Source organism: Bradyrhizobium sp. WSM1743, assembly GCF_000473065.1.
Taxonomy (GTDB): Bacteria; Pseudomonadota; Alphaproteobacteria; order Rhizobiales; family Xanthobacteraceae; genus Bradyrhizobium.
The window spans coordinates 23627-42779 of record NZ_AXAZ01000033.1 but is presented as its reverse complement, the minus strand read 5'-3'; the positions used below and the strand labels follow the sequence as shown (position 1 = coordinate 42779).

The 19153-nt window shown below is 59.6% G+C and carries 17 protein-coding genes and 2 pseudogenes; 6 read left to right on the top strand and 13 right to left on the bottom strand.

Features of this window, described 5'->3' with window-relative positions:
* Positions 1–348 precede the first annotated feature (348 nt).
* Positions 349–1737 carry an acid phosphatase gene (gene acpA / locus YU9_RS0120120; RefSeq protein WP_051380442.1) on the bottom strand — a complete coding sequence of 463 codons (1389 nt, stop codon included), beginning with the start codon at positions 1735–1737 and terminating at the stop codon, positions 349–351.
* A 458-nt stretch (positions 1738–2195) separates the two neighbouring features.
* Between acpA and YU9_RS41940 the strand changes: the two genes are divergently transcribed.
* Both YU9_RS41940 and YU9_RS0120110 read left to right on the top strand, forming a co-directional pair.
* On the top strand, positions 2196–3035 hold the full coding sequence (locus YU9_RS41940; protein ID WP_036017599.1) for a tyrosine-type recombinase/integrase: 840 nt from the start codon (positions 2196–2198) through the stop codon (positions 3033–3035).
* Positions 3036–3045: 10 nt separating this feature from the next.
* Positions 3046–4239 (top strand): IS91 family transposase, encoded by a 1194-nt coding sequence (locus YU9_RS0120110; RefSeq protein ID WP_027574436.1) that lies wholly within the window; start codon positions 3046–3048, stop codon positions 4237–4239.
* A 334-nt stretch (positions 4240–4573) separates the two neighbouring features.
* Here YU9_RS0120110 and YU9_RS50790 read toward each other — a convergent pair whose 3' ends face one another.
* The 9 genes from YU9_RS50790 to YU9_RS0120070 form a co-directional block, all read right to left on the bottom strand.
* Positions 4574–4699, bottom strand: coding sequence for a hypothetical protein (locus YU9_RS50790; RefSeq protein ID WP_256375914.1), 126 nt, complete (start codon positions 4697–4699; stop codon positions 4574–4576).
* Positions 4700–5063: 364 nt separating this feature from the next.
* Positions 5064–5588 carry an RNA polymerase sigma factor gene (locus YU9_RS0120100; RefSeq protein WP_027574435.1) on the bottom strand — a complete coding sequence of 175 codons (525 nt, stop codon included), beginning with the start codon at positions 5586–5588 and terminating at the stop codon, positions 5064–5066.
* Entirely contained in the window at positions 5585–5794 is a 210-nt protein-coding gene (locus YU9_RS45930) for a DUF2892 domain-containing protein (RefSeq protein ID WP_084299007.1), read from the bottom strand. The genes YU9_RS0120100 and YU9_RS45930 overlap by 4 nt, the downstream gene beginning before the upstream one ends.
* 155 nt (positions 5795–5949) lie before the next feature.
* Entirely contained in the window at positions 5950–6234 is a 285-nt protein-coding gene (locus YU9_RS0120095) for a hypothetical protein (protein ID WP_027574434.1), read from the bottom strand.
* A gap of 262 nt (positions 6235–6496) precedes the next feature.
* Positions 6497–7558 (bottom strand): transglycosylase SLT domain-containing protein, encoded by a 1062-nt coding sequence (locus tag YU9_RS0120090; protein ID WP_027574433.1) that lies wholly within the window; start codon positions 7556–7558, stop codon positions 6497–6499.
* 642 nt (positions 7559–8200) lie between these two features.
* Positions 8201–9211, bottom strand: coding sequence for an SDR family oxidoreductase (locus YU9_RS0120085; RefSeq protein ID WP_027574432.1), 1011 nt, complete (start codon positions 9209–9211; stop codon positions 8201–8203).
* A 6-nt stretch (positions 9212–9217) separates the two neighbouring features.
* Entirely contained in the window at positions 9218–9727 is a 510-nt protein-coding gene (locus YU9_RS0120080; RefSeq protein WP_198028271.1) for a hypothetical protein, read from the bottom strand.
* Position 9728: 1 nt separating this feature from the next.
* The gene (locus YU9_RS0120075) at positions 9729–11531 is read right to left on the bottom strand and encodes a glycoside hydrolase family 15 protein (RefSeq protein ID WP_027574430.1); all 1803 of its coding nucleotides are present in this window, start codon (positions 11529–11531) and stop codon (positions 9729–9731) included.
* A gap of 37 nt (positions 11532–11568) precedes the next feature.
* On the bottom strand, positions 11569–12033 hold the full coding sequence (locus YU9_RS0120070) for a DUF2231 domain-containing protein (protein ID WP_036017593.1): 465 nt from the start codon (positions 12031–12033) through the stop codon (positions 11569–11571).
* A gap of 324 nt (positions 12034–12357) precedes the next feature.
* Between YU9_RS0120070 and YU9_RS0120065 the strand changes: the two genes are divergently transcribed.
* Positions 12358–13143 (top strand): hypothetical protein, encoded by a 786-nt coding sequence (locus YU9_RS0120065; RefSeq protein ID WP_027574428.1) that lies wholly within the window; start codon positions 12358–12360, stop codon positions 13141–13143.
* Positions 13144–15759: 2616 nt separating this feature from the next.
* On the opposite strand, the gene YU9_RS47920 is transcribed toward YU9_RS0120065, so the two are convergent.
* Together YU9_RS47920 and YU9_RS0120055 are read right to left on the bottom strand one after the other, a co-directional pair.
* Positions 15760–15900: a hypothetical protein gene (locus tag YU9_RS47920; protein ID WP_156952000.1), complete on the bottom strand. Its 141-nt coding sequence runs from the start codon at positions 15898–15900 to the stop codon at positions 15760–15762.
* 206 nt (positions 15901–16106) lie between these two features.
* Positions 16107–16625 (bottom strand): hypothetical protein, encoded by a 519-nt coding sequence (locus YU9_RS0120055; protein ID WP_027574427.1) that lies wholly within the window; start codon positions 16623–16625, stop codon positions 16107–16109.
* Between the two features lie 355 nt (positions 16626–16980).
* Between YU9_RS0120055 and YU9_RS50035 the strand changes: the two are divergent.
* The 3 genes and pseudogenes from YU9_RS50035 to YU9_RS50030 all read left to right on the top strand — a co-directional run.
* A pseudogene (locus YU9_RS50035) lies at positions 16981–17191 on the top strand (hypothetical protein).
* 419 nt (positions 17192–17610) lie between these two features.
* Positions 17611–17979 (top strand): hypothetical protein, encoded by a 369-nt coding sequence (locus tag YU9_RS0120050; RefSeq protein WP_027574426.1) that lies wholly within the window; start codon positions 17611–17613, stop codon positions 17977–17979.
* A gap of 208 nt (positions 17980–18187) precedes the next feature.
* A pseudogene (locus tag YU9_RS50030) lies at positions 18188–18309 on the top strand (SOS response-associated peptidase); the annotation flags it as partial.
* Between the two features lie 236 nt (positions 18310–18545).
* Here YU9_RS50030 and YU9_RS0120045 read toward each other — a convergent pair.
* Positions 18546–18812: a hypothetical protein gene (locus YU9_RS0120045; RefSeq protein WP_027574425.1), complete on the bottom strand. Its 267-nt coding sequence runs from the start codon at positions 18810–18812 to the stop codon at positions 18546–18548.
* Between the last annotated feature and the right edge of the window lie 341 nt (positions 18813–19153).

Below are 19153 nucleotides of genomic sequence, written 5' to 3'. Positions count from 1 at the left end.
ACAAAGTGGCGGAGGGAGAGAATCCACAAAAAAACTTGCTCACTTGCTGCGTCTTAGGTGCTCTCGGGAGACGAGAGCATCCAGACTGCGCGCATCTCCGCTGAGCCAAAGTAGCGGCTCGAGCCGCCGCTGGACGACCCTGAATTACATCGCATTTGGCCAGCCAGAGCCTAGGGAAGGCAACGGCGCTGGCCCGCCCAGCCAAGTGCTGCACTGAAGAGCTAGTCATAGGCTCAACAGCGATGAAGGTCTCCTGTTTTCGTTCTATCTTCGGGACCAGAAGTGGCAAGTTCCCCCCTAACGCGTCAGCTATGGGGCCAGAAGCGGAAACGGGTGAGCCGTATTCAATTAGAAGTCGAACGCGTTCAGCAGGTTGTTTGCGGCGGCGTCGCGACTGGAGAGCGGCGCCAAGTTCCACCGGGTTTCGATGAACTTCAAAATCGAAACAGTCTCGTAGGTCGTGTGATCGACGAAGTGGCGTTTGGAATAGGGTGAGATGATGATGGCCGGAACGCGAACCCCGGGACCCCAGCGATCGCCCCGTGGCGGCGGCACGTGATCCCAACGTCCGCCTGCCTCGTCGTACGTAATGATGATCACGCTGTCCTTCCAGACCACACTTTCTTGCACCGCCTTGACCAGATTGGCCACGTATTGCTGTCCCCGCAATAAGTCCGTGTAACCCGGATGCTCGTTGTCCGACCCGATTGGCTTGACAAAAGTTACGGCGGGTAGGATCCCAGTGCGGAGGGCGGCAAGAAAGTCCTCGATGTCTTTCAGATGCTCGGCGCGGGCAGCCGTTCCTTCGGCGTAGCGAGCGAAGTAGTTGAACGGTTGATGATGAAATTGAAAGAGCGGATCAGGGCGGCCCGCAACGGCATCATTCCAACCACCCGAATACCAGGCCCATGAAATCCCCTTTTCGCTCAATCGGTCCCCAATCGTCGGCATAGTTAGCGGCGGCATCAGCTGCGCGGGATCCTTGATACTCGCCGGATACGGTCGGCTAGCCGAATAGACCGTATGCACTACGTAGCCATCCGGAGTGACCGATCCGTGCTTGCGCACGACGCCCTGAGTGTCGAGTTGGATCACCAGATTGGCGGGTGCATTCGGCCAGACCGGGGTGCAGGAACAGATCAACCAGAAATGATTGAACAGCGATCCGTCAAACGCCGAGTGAAAGAAACGATCAGCCAACGTATATTGCTGAGCCAAGCGGCCCACAGGCAAGTCGGTGGCGTCATAGTAGCTCATCGCCAAGCCGCCGTTTTCGCTCCAGGCTACGAATCCGTCCATCTTGCCAGCGTTGATTTGACGCTCCTCTTGCAAGGCGCGATTCACGATATCTCCGGTCTTCTGGTCAGGCGGAACGTACTGGGCCGCGTCGTACGGAGCGACCGGCATACTCGCCGGAAACCGAGGATCGGCGATTGGCGGATTCCTTGAGGTATCGAGCGGTTGCGGAAGCGCGGTGTACGGTGTGCCGTCCTTCTTCAATTGCCCGATCCGCTCACCCGCATTAGCGATGCCATCAGCTCCGGGAAACTTGCCATAGAGACCGTCGAAGCTCCAATTCTCCTGATAAATCACAATGACGTGCTGAATGTTATCCAACCCGGCTTGCTGGGCCTTCACTTCGCTGACAGTAAATGCGATTCCAACACACCACAGCGCGATCACCGAAACAGCCAGCCTGCCGCGCGTATTCTTTGCGGTTGCGAGGAAGGTCGTCATTTGAGCCTCCCTCAATTGTCTCGTGATGAACTTCGCGCCGTTTCACAACAACACGAGGATTGCGCCGGTGAGCGTTACCACTCGTGACCGCCGGCACCTTGGCCGGGTCCGCAGGTCCTTGGCCCAGACCAAACAATACCACATCACGGGGCGGCAATGAGACTGCTGCAATGCGGGATTTTGACCCGACTTATGACGGCAATGGCACAAAAGCGCCGTTCGGGAGGTCGGCTAATCACTGCCGGCCTACTCCGCTAAGCGGACCATTTCAGAGCCAATCTGGACGCCGCCTTGGGCCACTGGACTAAACCGCTCGCGCGGTAGGGCGCTGCGGCGGGCGATACAGCCCAGAGGATAGCGCAACGGGGCGTCCTGTCTTGAGATGAGGGGTTCGCAACCTTCACCCAAGACAGGAGCATCCCCATGACCGACGAGGCTATGAGCCTGTTGCGCCGGCCATGATCGAAGACATGACGATCCGCAAGTTCGCGCCGAAGACCCAACATGACTATGTGCAAAGGGTCAAGAACTTCGCGGCGTTCCTCGGACGATCGCCGGATACGGCGAGCTTCGAGGACGTGCGCCGCTATCAGCTGCATCTGGCGGCGTGCGGTGTTGGCGTGCCGACCATCAACCAGACCGTTTCGACGCTGCGGTTCTTTTTTAAAGTCACACTCAAACGCCACGAGATCGTCGAGCACACCCATGTCATTCACGAGCCGCGCAAGCTGCCGATGGTGCTCAGCGTCGAGGAAGTGGCAAGGCTGCTCGATGCCGCGCCGGGGCTGAAGTACAAGGCGGCGCTGAGCGTAGCCTATGGCGCTGGCCTGCGTGCCGCCGAGGTGGTCTCGCTCAAGGTCGCCGCCATCGACAGCAAGCGCATGATCATCCGCGTCGAGCAGGGCAAGGGCGGCAAGGACCGCAACGTCATGCTGTCGCCGAGCCTGCTCAATCTGCTGCGCGCCTGGTGGAAGGCGGCGCGGCCGCAGGGCTGGCTGTTCCCGGGCCGCGATCCGGCCCAGCCGATGACCACGCGCCAGCTCAATCGCGCCTGCCACGCCGCGGCCCAGATGGCCGAGATCAACAAGCGCGTCTCGCTGCACACCTTGCGCCACAGCTTCGCCACCCACCTGCTCGAGCAGAACATCGACGTCCGCGTCATCCAGGTGCTGCTCGGTCACGCCAAGCTCGACACCACGGCGCTCTATACCCGCGTCGCCACCAAGACGATCAGCGAGGTCATGAGCCCGCTGGAGCATATCGCGCTCAAGCTCAAGGAGAACCGGCCGCCCGGCTGACGCGGCGCACATGCGCCCGGCCTTGGAGGTTGCGGATATCTTCCGCGACCATGGCCCGGCATGGCGCCGAGCCCATGCCGGGCACGTCAGCCGCGACCAACTGAAGGTGATGTCGGCGATCGAGCGCTGCCGCACGGCGGCGCTCGGCGGCCATGTCGCGCGCTGTGCGGACTGCACCTATACGACCATCGCCTACAACTCCTGCCGCAACCGGCATTGCCCGAAGTGCCAGGGCGCCACCGCCAAGCAATGGCTCGCCGACCGCGAGGCCGAGCTGTTGCCAGTGCCGTACTATCACGTGGTGTTCACGCTGCCTGCGGTCATTGCCGACATCGCCTACCAGAACAAGGCCGTGGTCTACGATCTCCTGTTCAAGGTCTCGGCCGAGACCATGCTGACGATCGCCGCCGATCCGAAGCACCTCGGCGCCCGCATTGGCATCACCTCCGTGCTGCACACCTGGGGCTCGGCCATGACCCATCATCCCCACATGCACATGATCGTACCGGGTGGCGGCATCTCCCTCGACGGCAGCAAGTGGGTATCGTGTCGACCTGGATTCTTCCTCCCGGTGCGCGTGCTCTCGCGGCTGTTCCGCCGGCTATTCCTGGAGAAGCTCGTCGCCGCGCGCCAAGCCGGCCGCCTGAGCTTCTTCGGCGACAATGTCCATCTGGCCGATGCCCAATCCTTCACGGCCTTCCTGGCGCCGCTGCGCAAGGCCGAGTGGGTCGTCTACGCAAAGCGCCCGTTCGGCGGCCCTGAGGCGGTGCTGGCCTATCTGTCGCGCTACACCCATCGCGTCGCCATCGCCAACAGCCGCTTGATCGCCGTCGACGAGAAGGGCGTCACCTTCAAGTGGAAGGACTACCGGATCGAGGGCCACAATCGGCACAAGCGCATGACGCTCGCCACCGACGAGTTCATCCGCCGCTTCCTCATCCATGTGCTGCCAAAAGGCTTGCACCGCATCCGCCACTACGGCCTGTTCGCCAAAAGCGCGTGCGCCGACAACATCGCCCGTGCCCGCGAGCTGCTCGCCGTTGCAAAACCTGAAGCCCAGCCCACCGCGGCCGCCGATCCAAGCAAGCCGACTTGTCCATGCTGCGGCGGTCACATGATCATCATCGAGGTCTTCGCGCGCGGTGCAACGCCGCGGCATCGGCCGACAGCCCCAACCAGCGTCATCAGGATCGACACCTCATGACCGCGTCACAATCCCGCAGATCTGCCCCTCGCGCTCGCCGGCTCTCGATCGGCCACGGCAGAGCGCGCCCAGATATCCTCCACCCGCCGCAAATCGTCCGACAATCTACTGCGTTCGATACCACCCGCCGCTTATTCGTCAGCCGCTTCACCGTCGTACGACTCGTTGCATCGGCTCGATCCAAATCAGACAGCTCGCCCGCGGCACTCAAATCACCATAGCGCCTGCCGCACCGCTCTACGTTCCCAAGCGCGGTTTCCTCCCTTGGAGGCTTTCGGACGCCGGCCGCCGAACACGCGGTGCCGTCCCTCATGCGGCCGGCATCCGAAACCCTTCACATGATTTCAGCATCGTGGAAGCTCGGCACCTGACCGAACCAGCGCAGTAGGTCAGTGCCGCCGGTCACTGCATCATAGATCGAGGTTTCGTTATTGCTCGCCATACCGACCCATAGGATCATCAGTGCTCCAGGTCTGCAATGGATCAATCGCGTCGGTTTGGTGCTCTGCCAGCCACTTCCGGTCTACCCCAAACCCCGGACGTGCCGCTGCATCGCATCAAGTGAAGCGATGGGCCATAAGCAGAAGTGAACCCGATTACAGCGAGGCCAACGACCGGCGTGCCATCGAAAACAGGCCTATAGACCAGCAGACCGGGCATCCTCGAAAGGCCATTAATGATACTAGCCCCAGAATGACGGAACCCAGTACTGCAGGCCAACCTGCGTCTGTCCCGACCCACACCGCCGTCGAGAGAGCTCCAATTCCGACAAGACCTCGGGTAAGGTGCTCGGTGAGTGAACTGCTGGCGAACATTTTGACTCCTCAGCGCATTATATATTCACGCACGAGCGCTCGACCGCGATGCAGTCGAGCCTTCACAGTTTCTCGGGTTAGCTCCAGCGATTGCGCTATTTCGCTAATCGTCATCTCGTCCACATCCCGAAAAATGAGCACCTGCCGGTAGTGGCTCGGCAGCGATTGGATCGCGGCAGCTATATCGATGCGAAGTTCTGATTCTGGCCTCTTCGAAAGCTGCAGGTCATTTTCCAAGGAAGAGACGTCATCAGGAAGGCCTATATGCTGCTTTGCCAATCTTAAGCAGGTTCGATGAACTATCTGAAAGAGCCAGAGGGAAAAGGCTCCGGCACGTTGGAGACGACCAATGCGACGGTACACGATCCATAACGTTTCCTGAACCGCGTCTTCCACATCGCTTGTCGTGCGGCAGGTTCTTCGCGCGTACCGGCGTATGTCGGGCTGCGACGTTTTGAGCAGCGTCAGGATGGCGTCAGCGTCCCCGCCTATTGCCGCTTCCATCGTGCTCGGCGATGAAAAAGGTGTGCTCATGGTTCGGCGCGCAGCTTCCGACCTCTGACTGCGCATGCCGGGCAGTATCCGAAAACGCCTGTAAGCGCGGTCAGGACCCCGACACCGGCGATCAGGTATCCAACGGGCATACCTTTAAGGCCTAGTAGCCCACAAGCGATCATAATGGCCCCAGCCAAGAGCCGGACCCAACTTTCCCAGCCAGCCACGTTCTTCTTGTACAGCATAGCAACCTCCTGCCTTTGTAGCGTCGTTTCTGACGCCCTAGAGACTTAGAGGCTTAAAAAATGAGAAACGGTTCGCGGCTCCGAAAAAATAGTCTAAGTTCGGCTGGCGTCAAAAGCTGGCGGTCGGCGGGCTGCGTGAAAAGGTCTGCTCCGGGTCAATCGCGTCGGTTCGGCGCGATCAAACCGGCGTCCGACTTACCTCTCATTGCCGACATCGCGGGCGCTCGACCGAGTTTGTCGCTTCGGGCCAGTTGCAGACTCACGCACAGGTTCGCCTGCCCGAGGTTGAAGAAACGGGCTAAGGTTGCAGCTCCATCAAGGGCTAAAAAGGCAGGTTCGATGACCACAATCAAGCTCTTGTCGACTGGATTGATCGCGATCGCCACGCTCACAACGAGCGCCGAGGCTCGCGAGCCACGCATCAGAATACGCGCGCCCACTATATGAAGCTTCCGGCTGAACCGGATGGTCGTTGGAGTATCTGGAACGGCACTCCAATATGGTTTGGTCCATCGGTCCGGGGCTGGCCCGGCCACCAATGCGAGTGGGGCGACAATGCGAAGATATGCTGAGATGCGGAGGCAGATGCGGGAATCGCAGGGTTTCTCATGGGCGTGATGGCACTATCACATTTTCCGAGACAGCTTCTCGACGAAACGAATGTGGGCCAAGAGGTGTGCGTGTGGGCAGTCGCAAGCTTTTCTATCTCGAGCGTTCGGCCGCCGCAGTTAGCACAGGATAGCGGGCATAGAGCGTGTCGACGCGGTCCCGCCACATCGCCACGAACGCACCCGAGGTGAGATTATCAACCGACTTCCATTCGCGTTTGACCGCAGGCAGCGTGTTGCCCCAGATAGCGCGCTTGCACCATCGCTCGCCCTTCGCCGAGCCCTCCTGGGTTGCGCACATCGACTTCCAGGCAATCCGCTGCGGACGGCTGATGTGTTGGGCGGCTCCTTCCCAGCCCTGCTGGTGGATCAGGTAGAGGTCGGAAAAGGTCGGCTTCTTCTGCGTCATTATTTCGAATAGCGCAGCCTCGCTGAGAAACTTGTAGGCGGCACCCATAGCGTTGTCGCGAGGATTGAGGATATCGCCCGATCCGTATTTGCTGAACTCAAACTTGCTCAACTGGAACAGGCCGATGTAGGAGCCGGTGCGTTGCCTGGGATTGAAATCGGATTCGATTTTGGCGACCGCCTTCATGAAATTGACATCGACACCGAACGCCTCGGCTGCACGTTCGATCTCCTGGACGGGCGTTCCGAGCGGAACGTCGCTCAACGCCGACAAGGCGATCTTCGCGGGTTTCTCCGGCGGCGGAATTTCCGAGTAGACGTAGTATTTCAGATACGACGGTTTGCCTTCGCCCGGACTGGACGAAGCAACGGGCGGGCGGTCCTGCTGTAGAGTTACCGAGTTCTCGGGCGACGTTGCCTCAAGGCTGGCGACCTGCAACCTTGGCCCTTGCGAAGTGGTTACATCGGACGGTGGCACCGAGTCCGACGCCACGGCGCGGAATCCCGCCGCAACGATCGCATTAGCCGATAATCCTGTATCGAATTTCGTCTCGATGGACCGGGCCGGAAACGCGGCGCCGGCATTTATCAGGACCGTCGTTACATTCAGCGGGATGCCGCTGAATGCATCAGCCACTCTTGCATTCGGCGTTGCGATGCTCGGGCGCGGTACCGCGATCTGACCAATCGCGGCAAGCGAAGTTGCTGTCAGCGCGCCGGCAATACAGCTTGCTTGCCAAATCTTCAATGTCGCCGGCCGCGCCGCCGCGGTCCCCCAATTCATGTCCCCGACTTGGCACGAAGATTAAGGACGCGAGGGGATGACAATGGGGCGCACCTGTGGCACAGGTGCGGCCGGTCTCGGCCGCGTCGCCAAGATCGCCTAAATTGGAAGTTGCGGTCGTGATGCGCCTCCTGCCGAGGAACAGGACGGGCGCCATATCGCGCAACTGTCACTAAACAAGGCATCTTCGTGCGTTAGCGCATCGAGACCGGCGCCCGCGCGCACGCCGCTCTCAAGCATCTCGAGGCCGCGACGTCGCAGGACCCGAGGGCGGGTCGCTGGGATGGACAATCGCAATCCGCTTTATGACCGCTAGCGTCGGTCTCAGCGGAGCCGGTCTAGCCAAGCTCAGGGCTGCCGTCTCCGCTCGGGCCGGAGCGTTGCGGCTTACCACAGCGCTGCCGCGTTCTTGCACAACCGTAACCTAGTGCGCCAATGTCTCAGTTGGGTCAATCGCGTCGGTTTGGTGCTCTGCCAGCCGCTTCCGGTCTACCCCAAACCCCGGACGTGCCGCTGCATCGCATCAAGTGAAGCGATGGGCCAACTCCGGACATTGCGACGAGCATCACATTGCTAGGCTCAATGCCGTTCGTCTGTCCGCAGTTCTCATCTGACAATCAGCTGAAACAGATCAGCTGCACCGACAGTGGCGGAGATCGCGATGACGAGTGCCGCCACGGCCAACGTGATGCGAATACTTGCCGCATTGAAGAAACTTACGTTTGCACGCGCTTGCGAATCGAAACGGCCGTGCGTGGTGTGCCGCCCTGAAACGGCAGCAAAAAGATTGTCAGGCGCATCGGCCGGTATTGGCTTGGATGTGATCTGATCGCGATAACCTCGCCTTTTCAGAATGTTGTCCAGCAGGCCGGGGAAGATCATATTGCCGATGATTGCTTTCAGGGAGGAAAACCCCACCCAGACTTCTCGCGGACTCTCGCGGCTTGCCCACTGGATCGCCTCGGCAATTGCCTCAGGTTGATAGATTGGCGGGAGCGGCTGGGTATAGAAACCGAGCTTGTTGCGGCCCCAGTCAAATTGCGGCGTGTTGACGGCGGGCAGTTGCACCATCGTCACACGCACGCCGCTCCGTTCATGTCGCAGCTCGCACCGGAGGGCATCGGTAAAACCACGAACAGCGAACTTCGCCCCGCAATACGGCGCTTGTAGCGGAATGGCCCTGTAGCTCAGCGCCGAACCGACTTGGACGATGGTGCCGGAATTCCGCCGCCGCATGTGCCGTAGTGCCGCGAGCGTACCGAACACATAACCCAGATAGGTCACCTCGGTCGCACGACGAAACTCGGTTGGCGTAACATCCCAGATCGGTGCATAGATCGTCGCGATCGCGCTGTTGACCCAAACGTCAATTCCCTGCCATTCGCGCACAATCCGATCGGCGGCCGCAAAAAGCGCGTCCGCATCGGCAACGTCGGCTGCAATCGTCAGTGCCGCTCCGCCGGCTTCCTCGACTTCATGGCGTGCGTTTTCGAGCCCGTCATGGTCACGGGCAATCAGCGCCACATTCCATCGGCGGCGTGCAAAGGCAAGCGCCACGGCGCGCCCGACGCCTGCCGTGGCGCCCGTGACAACAACGACCCGACCGGCGGATGTCATCGGAGCCTACCCATTCATGGCTTGCTGCAATTGGACGAAACCGCCTAACGTTGCGCCGTAGACGGTTTGGCCGATCAGCGTGGTCAGCGGTGTGTGGTAGCCGTAATTCATCGCGAGAAAACCCGGCGGTTCAAGTACACGTGTTGTGCTGGCCGCATGATATTCCGACGCCATGCGTGGATGCACGAACGGCAGCAGCGGTAACGCTGACACGAGGAGAAATAACCCATGCACGACGCCTACCAGCGCGCCGAACCACCAGGTGAACATGCCGACGCTTGCGAATAGAAGAAAATAGAGAAAGGCGAACAGCCAGCCACCAATCGTATAGACAATAAACCCGACGATCACCGCCCAGCGCCGTTGCCTGGTGAAAAACGCCCCAATCAGAAAAGGCAGGCTAAGGCGCGAAAAGCCGAGACCGCGGCTGCCTTCCAAAATTGAGGTCATTGCCACGGTCGCAATTAGCCCCCAAAGAACTAGATAGAGGAGCGATCCGGATGTGATGGTGAGCATGTTATGCAGCACGCTTGCGCCGCGCTTTCCGCAATGAGAGCGCCGCGTATATCAGGCCGACGTGGGTGAATGCCTGCGGAAAGTTGCCGAGCGCGGCACCGGTTCCGGGATCGATCTCCTCGGCAAACAAGCCGACATCGTTGGCGAAAGATACAAGGTGATCGAAATAGCGCTCGGCCTCTTCGATTTGGCCGCGCTCGGCAAGATGATCGACCGCCCAGAAGCCGCAAATACCGAATGCTCCCTCTTCGCCCGCCATTCCGTCCGATCCTGGCCGATAGCGGTAAAGCAGCCCGGTGCGGCTGAGGTCTCGCTGGATGCGCGCGTACGTCGAAATCGCGCGCGGATCTGTTGCGTTTTTGTAGGCAACGCAGACCATCAAGAGCAACCCGGCATCGACCTCCTGTCCATCGAGCACCCCCGTGTAACTATCGATCTGCGAATTAAAGCCGTGTTCCTCGATACAGCGGCCAATTGCCTCGCACTCGCGAGCAAACAGCTCGCAGCGCCGCTTGAGTTTGATGATGCCTCGCTTCTCCAGAGACAGAAGGCGGTCAAGCGCCACCCAACAGAGCATTTTCGAGAGCGTATATTGGCGCCGCCGATCGGCAATCTCCCAGATGCCATTGTCGGGCTCGCGCCAGATCTTGCAGATAACATCTCCAAAACCACGCAACATCCGCTGCTCGGTAGCGTCTAGCTCCTGTCCGCCGCTCGCAAAGGCATCGGCCGCGACAATCACCTGTCCATAGGCATCGAGCTGCAACTGATCGACTGCGTTGTTGCCGATGCGAACCGGCTGCGAATGCCGGTAGCCCGAGAGGTGCGCAAGCTTTTGCTCGCGCAGATGCGTCCGACCGTAGGTGTCGTAGACGAGATTCAGCCGCGGCCAGGTGAGACGTGTCGCGTGCAGAAGCCAGTTGAGATAGGCTTCCGCCTCCGCGTGAAATCCGAGGCCGATGAAAGCATTCATCGCAAGCCCGGCGTCACGCATCCAGCAGTAGCGGTAATCCCAATTGCGCTTTGCGCCGATTGCTTCTGGCAGTGAAGTCGTCGGGGCCGCGATCAGCGCGCCTGAGAGGCAGGACGTGAGGAGCTTTAGTGTCACCGCGCTGCGGAGCACTGAATCGCGCTCTCTTCCGTCGAAGGAGCATTGGAGAGTCCAATTCCGCCACCAGGTGGTGGTGTGCTCGCATCGCTCATCTGCTTCGAGGCCGAGCGGCGCCACACTCGCCACGTCGCCTCTCACATACGCGAGACTGAAGTGTTGTCGCTCGCCAGTTCGCAAGCACATGTTGCCGCTCAGCCCTGTGCCCGATGGCACAAGTTCGGCTTTAGTGTTGAGGACGATCAATTCGTTCGCCCAATCGCCGCGCCATCCGAAGCCACACCGGTAGCTCATCCGTATGGGGGTGCGGCGGTAGTTCGGTTGCGCGTTAAAGATAATCTCCAGTTCGATGCTGCCGGAAACGCATTCCGTGATGCGAAGAAGCTCGCGCATCGGCGCGAGCGACGTTGCGCCATCGACGATTGGAAACAGGTCAACGAGACGCAGCACGCCAGTTGAGGTCTCGAAAGTCGTTTCCAGTACCGCCGTGGAGCCGATGTAGCGGCGCTTGACGGTACAGATGTCACGCGGACGGATCGCAAAATAGCCGCCCTCTTCATCGATCAGCCGGGCGAACACCGAGGGGCTGGAGAAATCGGGCAGGCACAGCCAATCGATCGAGCCATCCCGCGACACGAGCGCAGCGGTGCGGCAGTCGCCGATGATCGCATAATCCTTGATCGCGGGCTGTTCCAACGTCGTTCCTCACTGCGCGGCCGATGGCATGGATGGCCTACGGCCGCGGCTCGTCGTAGACAGCGACGCGATGGCGGAACACCATCTCGCCACCCTTCCAGCCGGTGAAGAGGAGAATCAGCACTACGACCAGCGATAGGATCAATCCGACTGGCAGCACGCCTGGTCCGCCATGGCGATATCGCCAATAGAAGCTGAACAGCGAAATGAGCACGGCAATCACATTGCCAATGGCGTGCTGCCATGCCTCGCTGAGATTTCTGATCCGCGCGTCGCCGATAAAGTCGATCAGACCTGCTGTGGCAGCCAAAGCCGCTGCCACAATGGCGGCGCCAAGGAGCCACATTGCGGCTGTCGCCCAGCCGTCTGTTGCTCTCCACCAATATCCCAGATCGGCGAGGAAGGTCGCGACCCAAAACCCGATCGGCAGCGTAATAAGAATGGGATGCAGCGGGTGCCCCATCAAGTTCGCGGTGCTGGCAGGATTGCGGGTGACCGGCATGAGATCGCTCCGATTCAAGACCGTGCCGGGAAAGGAACTTGCTCTGGGGCCCAAAGTTCCCGTCTGCATGCCGGTGGTGGACACATCCCCCCGACGTCGGCACTGCAGGTCGCGTTCGGGTCAATCGCGTCGGTTTGGTGCTCTGCCAGCCACTTCCGGTCTACCCCAAACTCCGGACGTGCCGCTGCGTCGCATCAAGTAAAGCGATGGGCCATAAGCAGCAAGACCTATCCGGGAGCACTTGATGGTCAGCAACGCCCGGTAGCATAGGGCCCAAGTTGGGTAGAATGGCGCCTTTCTTGGCGCTTTTTCTTTGAGGCTACCATGGCTTTTGACACTGCCTACCTCGGCCGCTCACTCGATAACCGCCTCCCGGATGTCTACGAAGTGTTGGCTCGGGAGATCAATACGATGCAGGCGAAGCACGCGGCGGCGGGGAGGCTGCAGAGTGGCGCGACCCTCATTGCATTTGAGGAGATAGCCGCCAGCCAGTTCAAGTCGACCGTTGCGGAGGCCTCGAAGTTCACGTTCGAGTTCACCGCTGGGCACGAGCCAGAGGCGCTGGTCTACCTGACAAACTTTGCCAACCGCGTCCAACAGATGATTATGGCGGAGATCACCGAGAAGGCGGACCGACTGAACCTGGGTGCTGTGACCGCAATCCAGATTGAAAAGGTGAGGGCGAAGCTGGAGCGCTTCAAGGAGCAGGCGCTGGCAGACTTCTCTCACGGTATGCAAGGGAGCGAGCGCCTGAGAAAGGATCCCGTGGTGAGCGTCATCAATAACCAGACGAACAGTCCTGGAGCTATCCAGCAGGTCGGGATCGGCGACAACTTTTCACAGACCGCCTTTACGCAAAACCACAACGAACTGGTCGCCGCCATCGACCGCGCGCTGATCTCGCAGGAATTCAGTCAGCTCTCGCCAGAGCAGAAAGAAGCGTTCAGCGATACCGCCGCGGTGGTGAAAGAGGAGGCGGTCAAGGCCGAACCTGACGCGGGGAGGCTCAAGCGATGGGGCAGGCGTCTTGTTGACCTTGGGAAGGACTTGGGAATGAAGGTTGCCACGGCGGAAATCGTGCATCTTCTCGCGAAGATGTTCGGAGCGTAATCAAAGCTCCTTTGGGTCTGCGGGCTTAAGGATGTGCGCAAGGGCCTGCTCGCGCGTGCACATAGTAGTGGAGGAATCGCGGAAGGCGGCTAGCCGAATTGTCGGTTCTGACGTGGCGAGCTACCGACCAACGTCCGTACTGGGTCATTTGTGTCCGTCCTATTCAATGCAGGCCACGTCCGCTTCGCTCCGAAATGCCGAAGGACCGTCCAACTCGCACCCCGATCATTCCACCTCACACGGTAACCGAAACCGGCACTGGGTGGCCGGCGAACGATGGCCCTCTTGATTCCATGCAAACGCAGTAAGAGCTTCCCCTTTCCTCTGCATTTCGCGACACATGTTGTCGTCGATTGCTGGGTGCACTCACGCAAGAGCTCTGAAAAATTATCCATCTACTTTCCGGGTGCACCACGCCCATTGGAAGCTCTGCCATCTATAAGCGCCTGAGATATCAATCCTTCTTTGCAAAGGAACTATCTGACTTCTGCACGATAGGGCGTGAATTATCCTGAGCGAGAAAAAAATCTGCAAGTGAGAGTGGGGCCGGTCCGCGACTCGGTCGGCGTTGAGGAGTTGACCACCCCCTGGCTTGCCTCGCTTCGTCGTCGGGTGGCTTTTTGTATTTAATTCCAGAATTTTGCGCATGAACCAGGGAGACCGGTCCCGGAGCAAAGGTCATAGACTTTTTGGTACCCCCACCCTTGTTCATTCCAAACCCCTGACTTACTCCCTCTTGATCTCTCCCCGCCGTGCTTGGTGGTGAAGGTTAGAGCAGAGGACATAGGCGAGAAATCCCGACGCTTGCGCATCGAGATGCTTCCCATGCCCTCAGCGATCTTGCTCGGCGGAGCCAGGCCGTCGCGTTCGGACCCTGCACATGCGATGGCGCTATGCAGGTCTCGTCTACTTGCGGCGATCCCCATCTCGCCGGCAGCCGCCCTCACGCTTAAGGCCGGGCTTGCCTTGGCTGCATCCCATGGTAGGCAACTCGTAAGTATCCCTCCGCCAAAGGCCGCCTTGTCTGACGAAAGCAAGCGCTGCAGATCCTAGGGGTAAGGATTCGAATACTTCCGCGGCGCTTGGACCGGCGGACCTTCGAGCCGGATCTAGCCAAGGATTGGACACAGGAAAAAATTGGCAAGGATTCGCCGGAGCGGTGTAGGCTGGGTGCTCCACAAGGGTGCTACACAGGGTCAAACTCGGATCTGCGAACAGGCCTTTATTTCGTCGGGATTTTCCGACCTCTTCGGTCGGGTGGCGGAGAGGGAGGGATTCTCCCCGTTGCGAGGCTCTCACCTCACCTACGTCCGGAAGATTGCGAGGCCACCGACGAAACCACTGGAGCCCGCGCTCATCTATACGAGCTACAGCAACGCACGGCTTGGATAGACGCAAGATTTGTACAGCCGTTGTACGGATTTCTCCATGGGGCGACAAACTCGGCTTCCGAAAATTGCGGAAGTGCTTATTTCATCGAGGTTTGCTAGGCTGGAGCGGGCGAAGGGAATCGAACCCTCGTATGCAGCTTGGGAAGAGTGTCGCCTCAGTTCTTATCCGACGTGGTCGGGAATCGATGAGGTGATGCGGGATCGCAACGGCACGAACGGGGCGACGGCCGACGGCGGCAACTGTTTGGGACGTCGCTACAGTGCATGCTTGCGTCTGAGGTTCTGTCGCCAAGCGCTCACTATACAAGCGATTAGCTTCTGAATAACAGCACGCTCAGCACTGAAGCATATCAGGCCCCGACGGGGGAGCCGCTTCTGGACCGACGATTGGAAGTTCTAACGCGCGCCGATCTGAACAGCCCGCTCAAGGATTCGACTGCCGCTAGAAGGACCTCTCGACGAGTGAGCAGGTGAGTATGATGTCGGCATCAACAAGACACCAACTGGACACGCGCTTTGGCGACGCTGCTAAGTTGTTGAAATATGGCGCTCCCTAGGGGAATCGAACCCCTGTTTCAGCCTTGAGAGGGCTGAACCGCCGAAGCGAGTACGCGGCCGACTTTGTCGCTGGGTAGGCGCCGAGTTCTCGGACGGCGCGGAGTGCGCGATCCGACATCGATCCATCAAGGATTAGCTTGCTGGCTCGGGCGAATGCGTGGGCAGCTCCACTTGAAGCATCTGGCGGGGATCGAGGAGTCTGCCGTTTCAGCGAATGAGTAAGCAGCAAACGACGACGGCGTTCAAGAAGGGTTGCCCATGAAGGATTCAGCTAACAAGCTCTCAAGGACTAGATTGCCCTTTACATGCGATCACAGCGCTACCAATGCGCTACGGACTGGGATGCGCACCGCCGCGATCCATCTAATATTTTGATGTTGTGGGGGTTTTTGGTAGCGGGGGAGCGCTACCTACGTTCCCCCCGACAGTTGTCGGCTGAGTTTTTGGTATCCGCGGAGTAGGATAAACTTGAACTCATCTATTTTGACCGGCTCATGCAAGCCGAGCCGGCGACTTAGTCCCGTGCAGAAGGACCGGCCATCTATTCGCCCATCGCAATAAGACCGCGAGATCGCTGCCAGCATCAAGAAGTAGGCTGATACAATCCACAGCGCAAAGAGGGCGGCAACGTGCCGCCCTTTTCGCGTTGCTGCTGATGGTACCAGCGCTAGCGCTGGCCCTTCTTTTCGTCCTGAGAGAGGACAGACGCCGCCAGTTTTTTGGCGTCGGTGATGGTCGGCTTCTTTTCGCCACTGAGGACTTTCGAAGCCAAAGTCGAGAGTTTGCTCGAAGACTGCTTCTTCGGCATTGCGTAGTGCTCCTATGGACAGATTGGGTTGAGTCGCCTACATATCCCGACAGCGGCCGGGCAAAATGCCCGGCGCCGGCGGGCCTGCTATATTCTGACGGCTTGCCACATGGGATGCTCCTAGCTCTCCCTCGTGAGGGTCTTGGGGTGGACCAGAGCCGGCGGGTCTTCACTTTCTCAGGGCGATACCCAGCCAGCGGTGACTCTTAAGCCTCGGCCGTCGTTTCGGCGGTCGAGGTGTTCTCCTCGCCTCCCTCCTCCACGCTGCTACCATTGTTCGCCGCGCTCGCCTTAACGGGCTTGGCGTTCGGGTACCAACTTAGAAGGCCGAAGCGGCCATTGGGCAGCTTGTGGAAGGTGACGGTGTTCTTCGACAGCGAGTTGCGCAGCGACGCAATCGCCACCTCATCATTCTTGGTATTGAACTGGTAGCCGCCGCCGGTCAGCGCTTCGAAGATTTCCTTAACAGTCGCTGCGCCGAGGTTCTGCTGCTTGCGCGCTTCCAGGATCGTGCGCACTGCTGTTGCAAGGGCCTGGCCATAGAACTGGTCCGGTCGGAACTGCGTCGGCACCGTAATCTCCGCCGCGTCGAGGACGAACATGGCCTCCCTACCGGCAACGGAGCAGAGGGTATTGACGGTCTTCTTCCTATCGCGAATCTCGGCTTCTAGCCTGCCGATGTCGGCGACGATCTCGTCGATGGCTTGGTCCAATGTCTTGGTCATTGCGAATCTGGCTCCAGAAGGTAGAGGCCATATACGAGGCGAGAGCGAGTTCCGCAAGGAGAGAGATGTACAGCGGGTAAAATATAGGTTTACTCTCGTTGCACGGCCTATTTTAAGCCCTTGAATTTTAATTGATTTCTTCGCAGAAGAACAAATATCACGAAATAGTAATGGTATCCGTTGATGTACGGCATCCCCAGTTTATCCCCACCGTTCACAGGCGCCCCGGCTCTCGGATTCGGGGACTCACAACCTATAATCCGGCGCATGCGATGGAGAGCGTGCCAAGCAGCGCACGTTGTTGCTAGACGACCAACACACATTTCATTCTCAGCTCATAGATCGGGGGCGGAAAGTGTTTGATGTGTATCGCAACGGGCAGCACGACTTGCTCGTTCTAAGTTTAGGCTCATCGATACCGGCGGCTTATTCCGCCAAACGGTGGCGCAAGAGCAGAAGAAGAGTTCTGAAAGTTAGCGACGAGATCAGATCAGCCCGTTAGGCAACTCGGCTACTACGTCCGCAGCTTGCGGTCCGCAAAGGACAGAGTGATCGAAGTCGAGTAGATCGGCGAGTGGTGTTCGAGTGAACGCACGGCCGCTCGTTTCAACACCCACGACTGCCAGTAGCTCGCCGATGATTCGACCCACTACGGATCGATAATTTGCGAGCTACTTGTGTCGCTGCTTTGATGAGCGGCATGCGAGCCCCAAAGACCACTTCGATCCGCCTCATAAAGCACGAGGCTGTGCCGACTGCGGCAGCTTCGAGGTGCGGTACGGCGACGGGAAGCCGAGCCGCTACTTCTACTGGGACGATCTGCCGAGCCGGCGCCTTTGGCCTGAGGTGCTGACGCGTGTTGTGGCGCTGGAAGCGGCGCGAGAGGTTGCGCGGGCGGCTCGGGATGAGCTTGACGGCGGGCCGCATTGACCGGAACTTAGGGCCGTCTGCCTCGGTTGATCGTCAACAGTTCCGGAGTTGCGTCATGCGTAGCGCGCCGTCGATTGTGCCGTCCGACCGTCTCGATCGAGATATCTATCTAGTCTTGGAGGACTTCGGCGCCCGCGCCGGCTGCGCTTGGCGTGAGACAGACGAGACGGACACCGATCGAGAGACTGTGCTGCGCGACATCCTGTCCGGACGGTATGCCTATCCATTGCGGATCGTGGTGTTCAATGCCGTTGAGGGTTGGTCGCGAGATGCCACAGCCGACATAGCGGACGAACTGGCCGAGCGCGCGGCCGAGGACGCCAACGCGGTCTCCCCGACGCTCCAAGCGTTCATCAAGGCCAACGCGACCAGACCCTTCGCCGTGCAGCTTGCGTTGCCGTTGCGCGAAATTGCCGGACGATGAAGTTCTGTCCCAGATGCGATAACAGCCGGTGGGTCTGCGAGGCACACCCTGACCGGCCGTTCTGGGGCAGCGAGAGCCGACCGTGCCCGTGTGGTGCTCCCGGCGAGCCTTGTCCTTTCTGCAATCGACCCGAACCGGGCGATCCGGCTGACGTGCCGGACATGCCGAAGGGGTTCATCGACACCACGCGCGGAGACGACTGAGCAGGATTTGCAACCTCTACAGCATCACCACCAACCAAGCCGCGATCATAACCTGTTCGGCGTCGTCAATTGCTACCTCGGTAACTTGCAGCCGATGCCCGGCGTGTTCCCGGATGATCTAGCCCCCGGTGATCCGTAACACGCAGGCCGAAATCGAGATGATGCGCTTGCTCCGGACGTGCCACCGCCGACGCACAAAGATAGCCGCCGAGTCCCCCGGCGCGACGAGCACACTGGCGCGGTTATCTCTGGCCCGACCCGCGCGGGTCCCACTAGATGGCCTGCAAACGAAAGGTCGCGCCGACAGGAATGGGCGCGACTTTTTCTCGAATAGCCAAAGACGATCAGGAATGATGCCCTCGACTATTTCTCTTTGATGACAGTCGTGCTGCTGCTGCTACCAACTGTCCCTTCCTCGCAAACTTTGGTCTGCTTGATGCGATCTTCGGCTTCCGAGCGGCTCTTGAAGGCCATCGGACCGATCTGCGTCACGATCTCCTTGTCCGCCGGGCGTGTAGTGGTAACCGTGCATTGGCGGCTCGGACCTTGTACGACGTAGTACTCATCGGCCAGTGCTGGGGCAGTGCATCCGATGATTAATACGCCGGCAAGCAGAAGTGGTGCTTTCATTGTCGCCTCTCTCTGTTCAACTGCTGTCGACCGGCGCGATCAAGAAACCGTCACGTGCTACCGCGCACGCGACCGCTCATGCTCAATCGAGTCGGCGGCTCTGTAACTCATTGCGGACTGCAAGAGTTCCGAAACGTCCTCAGAACCAAGCCTTGGAACGAGGCGAAGGTGCCGCAACGGCCAGTGCTGGATCGTGTTCAGGTTTTGATGGCCGCTGCATGACGCACAGGCTTTCTTTCCAGAAGCACAAACAAAAACGCCGCCCAGAAGGGGCGGCGAGTGCGAAGCCTACATGTTAGCGGTTGCAGGGCGGCCCGCATCCATGTCGAGAAGGTGAACGC

Excerpts from the sequence above, each read along its gene's own strand:
- acpA (WP_051380442.1), bottom strand. The coding sequence starts at position 1,737 with ATGACGACCTTCCTCGCAACCGCAAAGAATACGCGCGGCAGGCTGGCT.
- YU9_RS41940 (WP_036017599.1), top strand. The coding sequence starts at position 2,196 with ATGATCGAAGACATGACGATCCGCAAGTTCGCGCCGAAGACCCAACAT.
- YU9_RS0120110 (WP_027574436.1), top strand. The coding sequence starts at position 3,046 with ATGCGCCCGGCCTTGGAGGTTGCGGATATCTTCCGCGACCATGGCCCG.
- YU9_RS50790 (WP_256375914.1), bottom strand. The coding sequence starts at position 4,699 with ATGATCCTATGGGTCGGTATGGCGAGCAATAACGAAACCTCGATCTAT.
- YU9_RS0120100 (WP_027574435.1), bottom strand. The coding sequence starts at position 5,588 with ATGAGCACACCTTTTTCATCGCCGAGCACGATGGAAGCGGCAATAGGC.
- YU9_RS45930 (WP_084299007.1), bottom strand. The coding sequence starts at position 5,794 with ATGCTGTACAAGAAGAACGTGGCTGGCTGGGAAAGTTGGGTCCGGCTC.
- YU9_RS0120085 (WP_027574432.1), bottom strand. The coding sequence starts at position 9,211 with ATGACATCCGCCGGTCGGGTCGTTGTTGTCACGGGCGCCACGGCAGGC.
- YU9_RS0120080 (WP_198028271.1), bottom strand. The coding sequence starts at position 9,727 with ATGCTCACCATCACATCCGGATCGCTCCTCTATCTAGTTCTTTGGGGG.
- YU9_RS0120070 (WP_036017593.1), bottom strand. The coding sequence starts at position 12,033 with ATGCCGGTCACCCGCAATCCTGCCAGCACCGCGAACTTGATGGGGCAC.
- YU9_RS0120065 (WP_027574428.1), top strand. The coding sequence starts at position 12,358 with ATGGCTTTTGACACTGCCTACCTCGGCCGCTCACTCGATAACCGCCTC.
- YU9_RS47920 (WP_156952000.1), bottom strand. The coding sequence starts at position 15,900 with ATGCCGAAGAAGCAGTCTTCGAGCAAACTCTCGACTTTGGCTTCGAAA.
- YU9_RS0120055 (WP_027574427.1), bottom strand. The coding sequence starts at position 16,625 with ATGACCAAGACATTGGACCAAGCCATCGACGAGATCGTCGCCGACATC.
- YU9_RS0120050 (WP_027574426.1), top strand. The coding sequence starts at position 17,611 with ATGCGTAGCGCGCCGTCGATTGTGCCGTCCGACCGTCTCGATCGAGAT.
- YU9_RS0120045 (WP_027574425.1), bottom strand. The coding sequence starts at position 18,812 with ATGAAAGCACCACTTCTGCTTGCCGGCGTATTAATCATCGGATGCACT.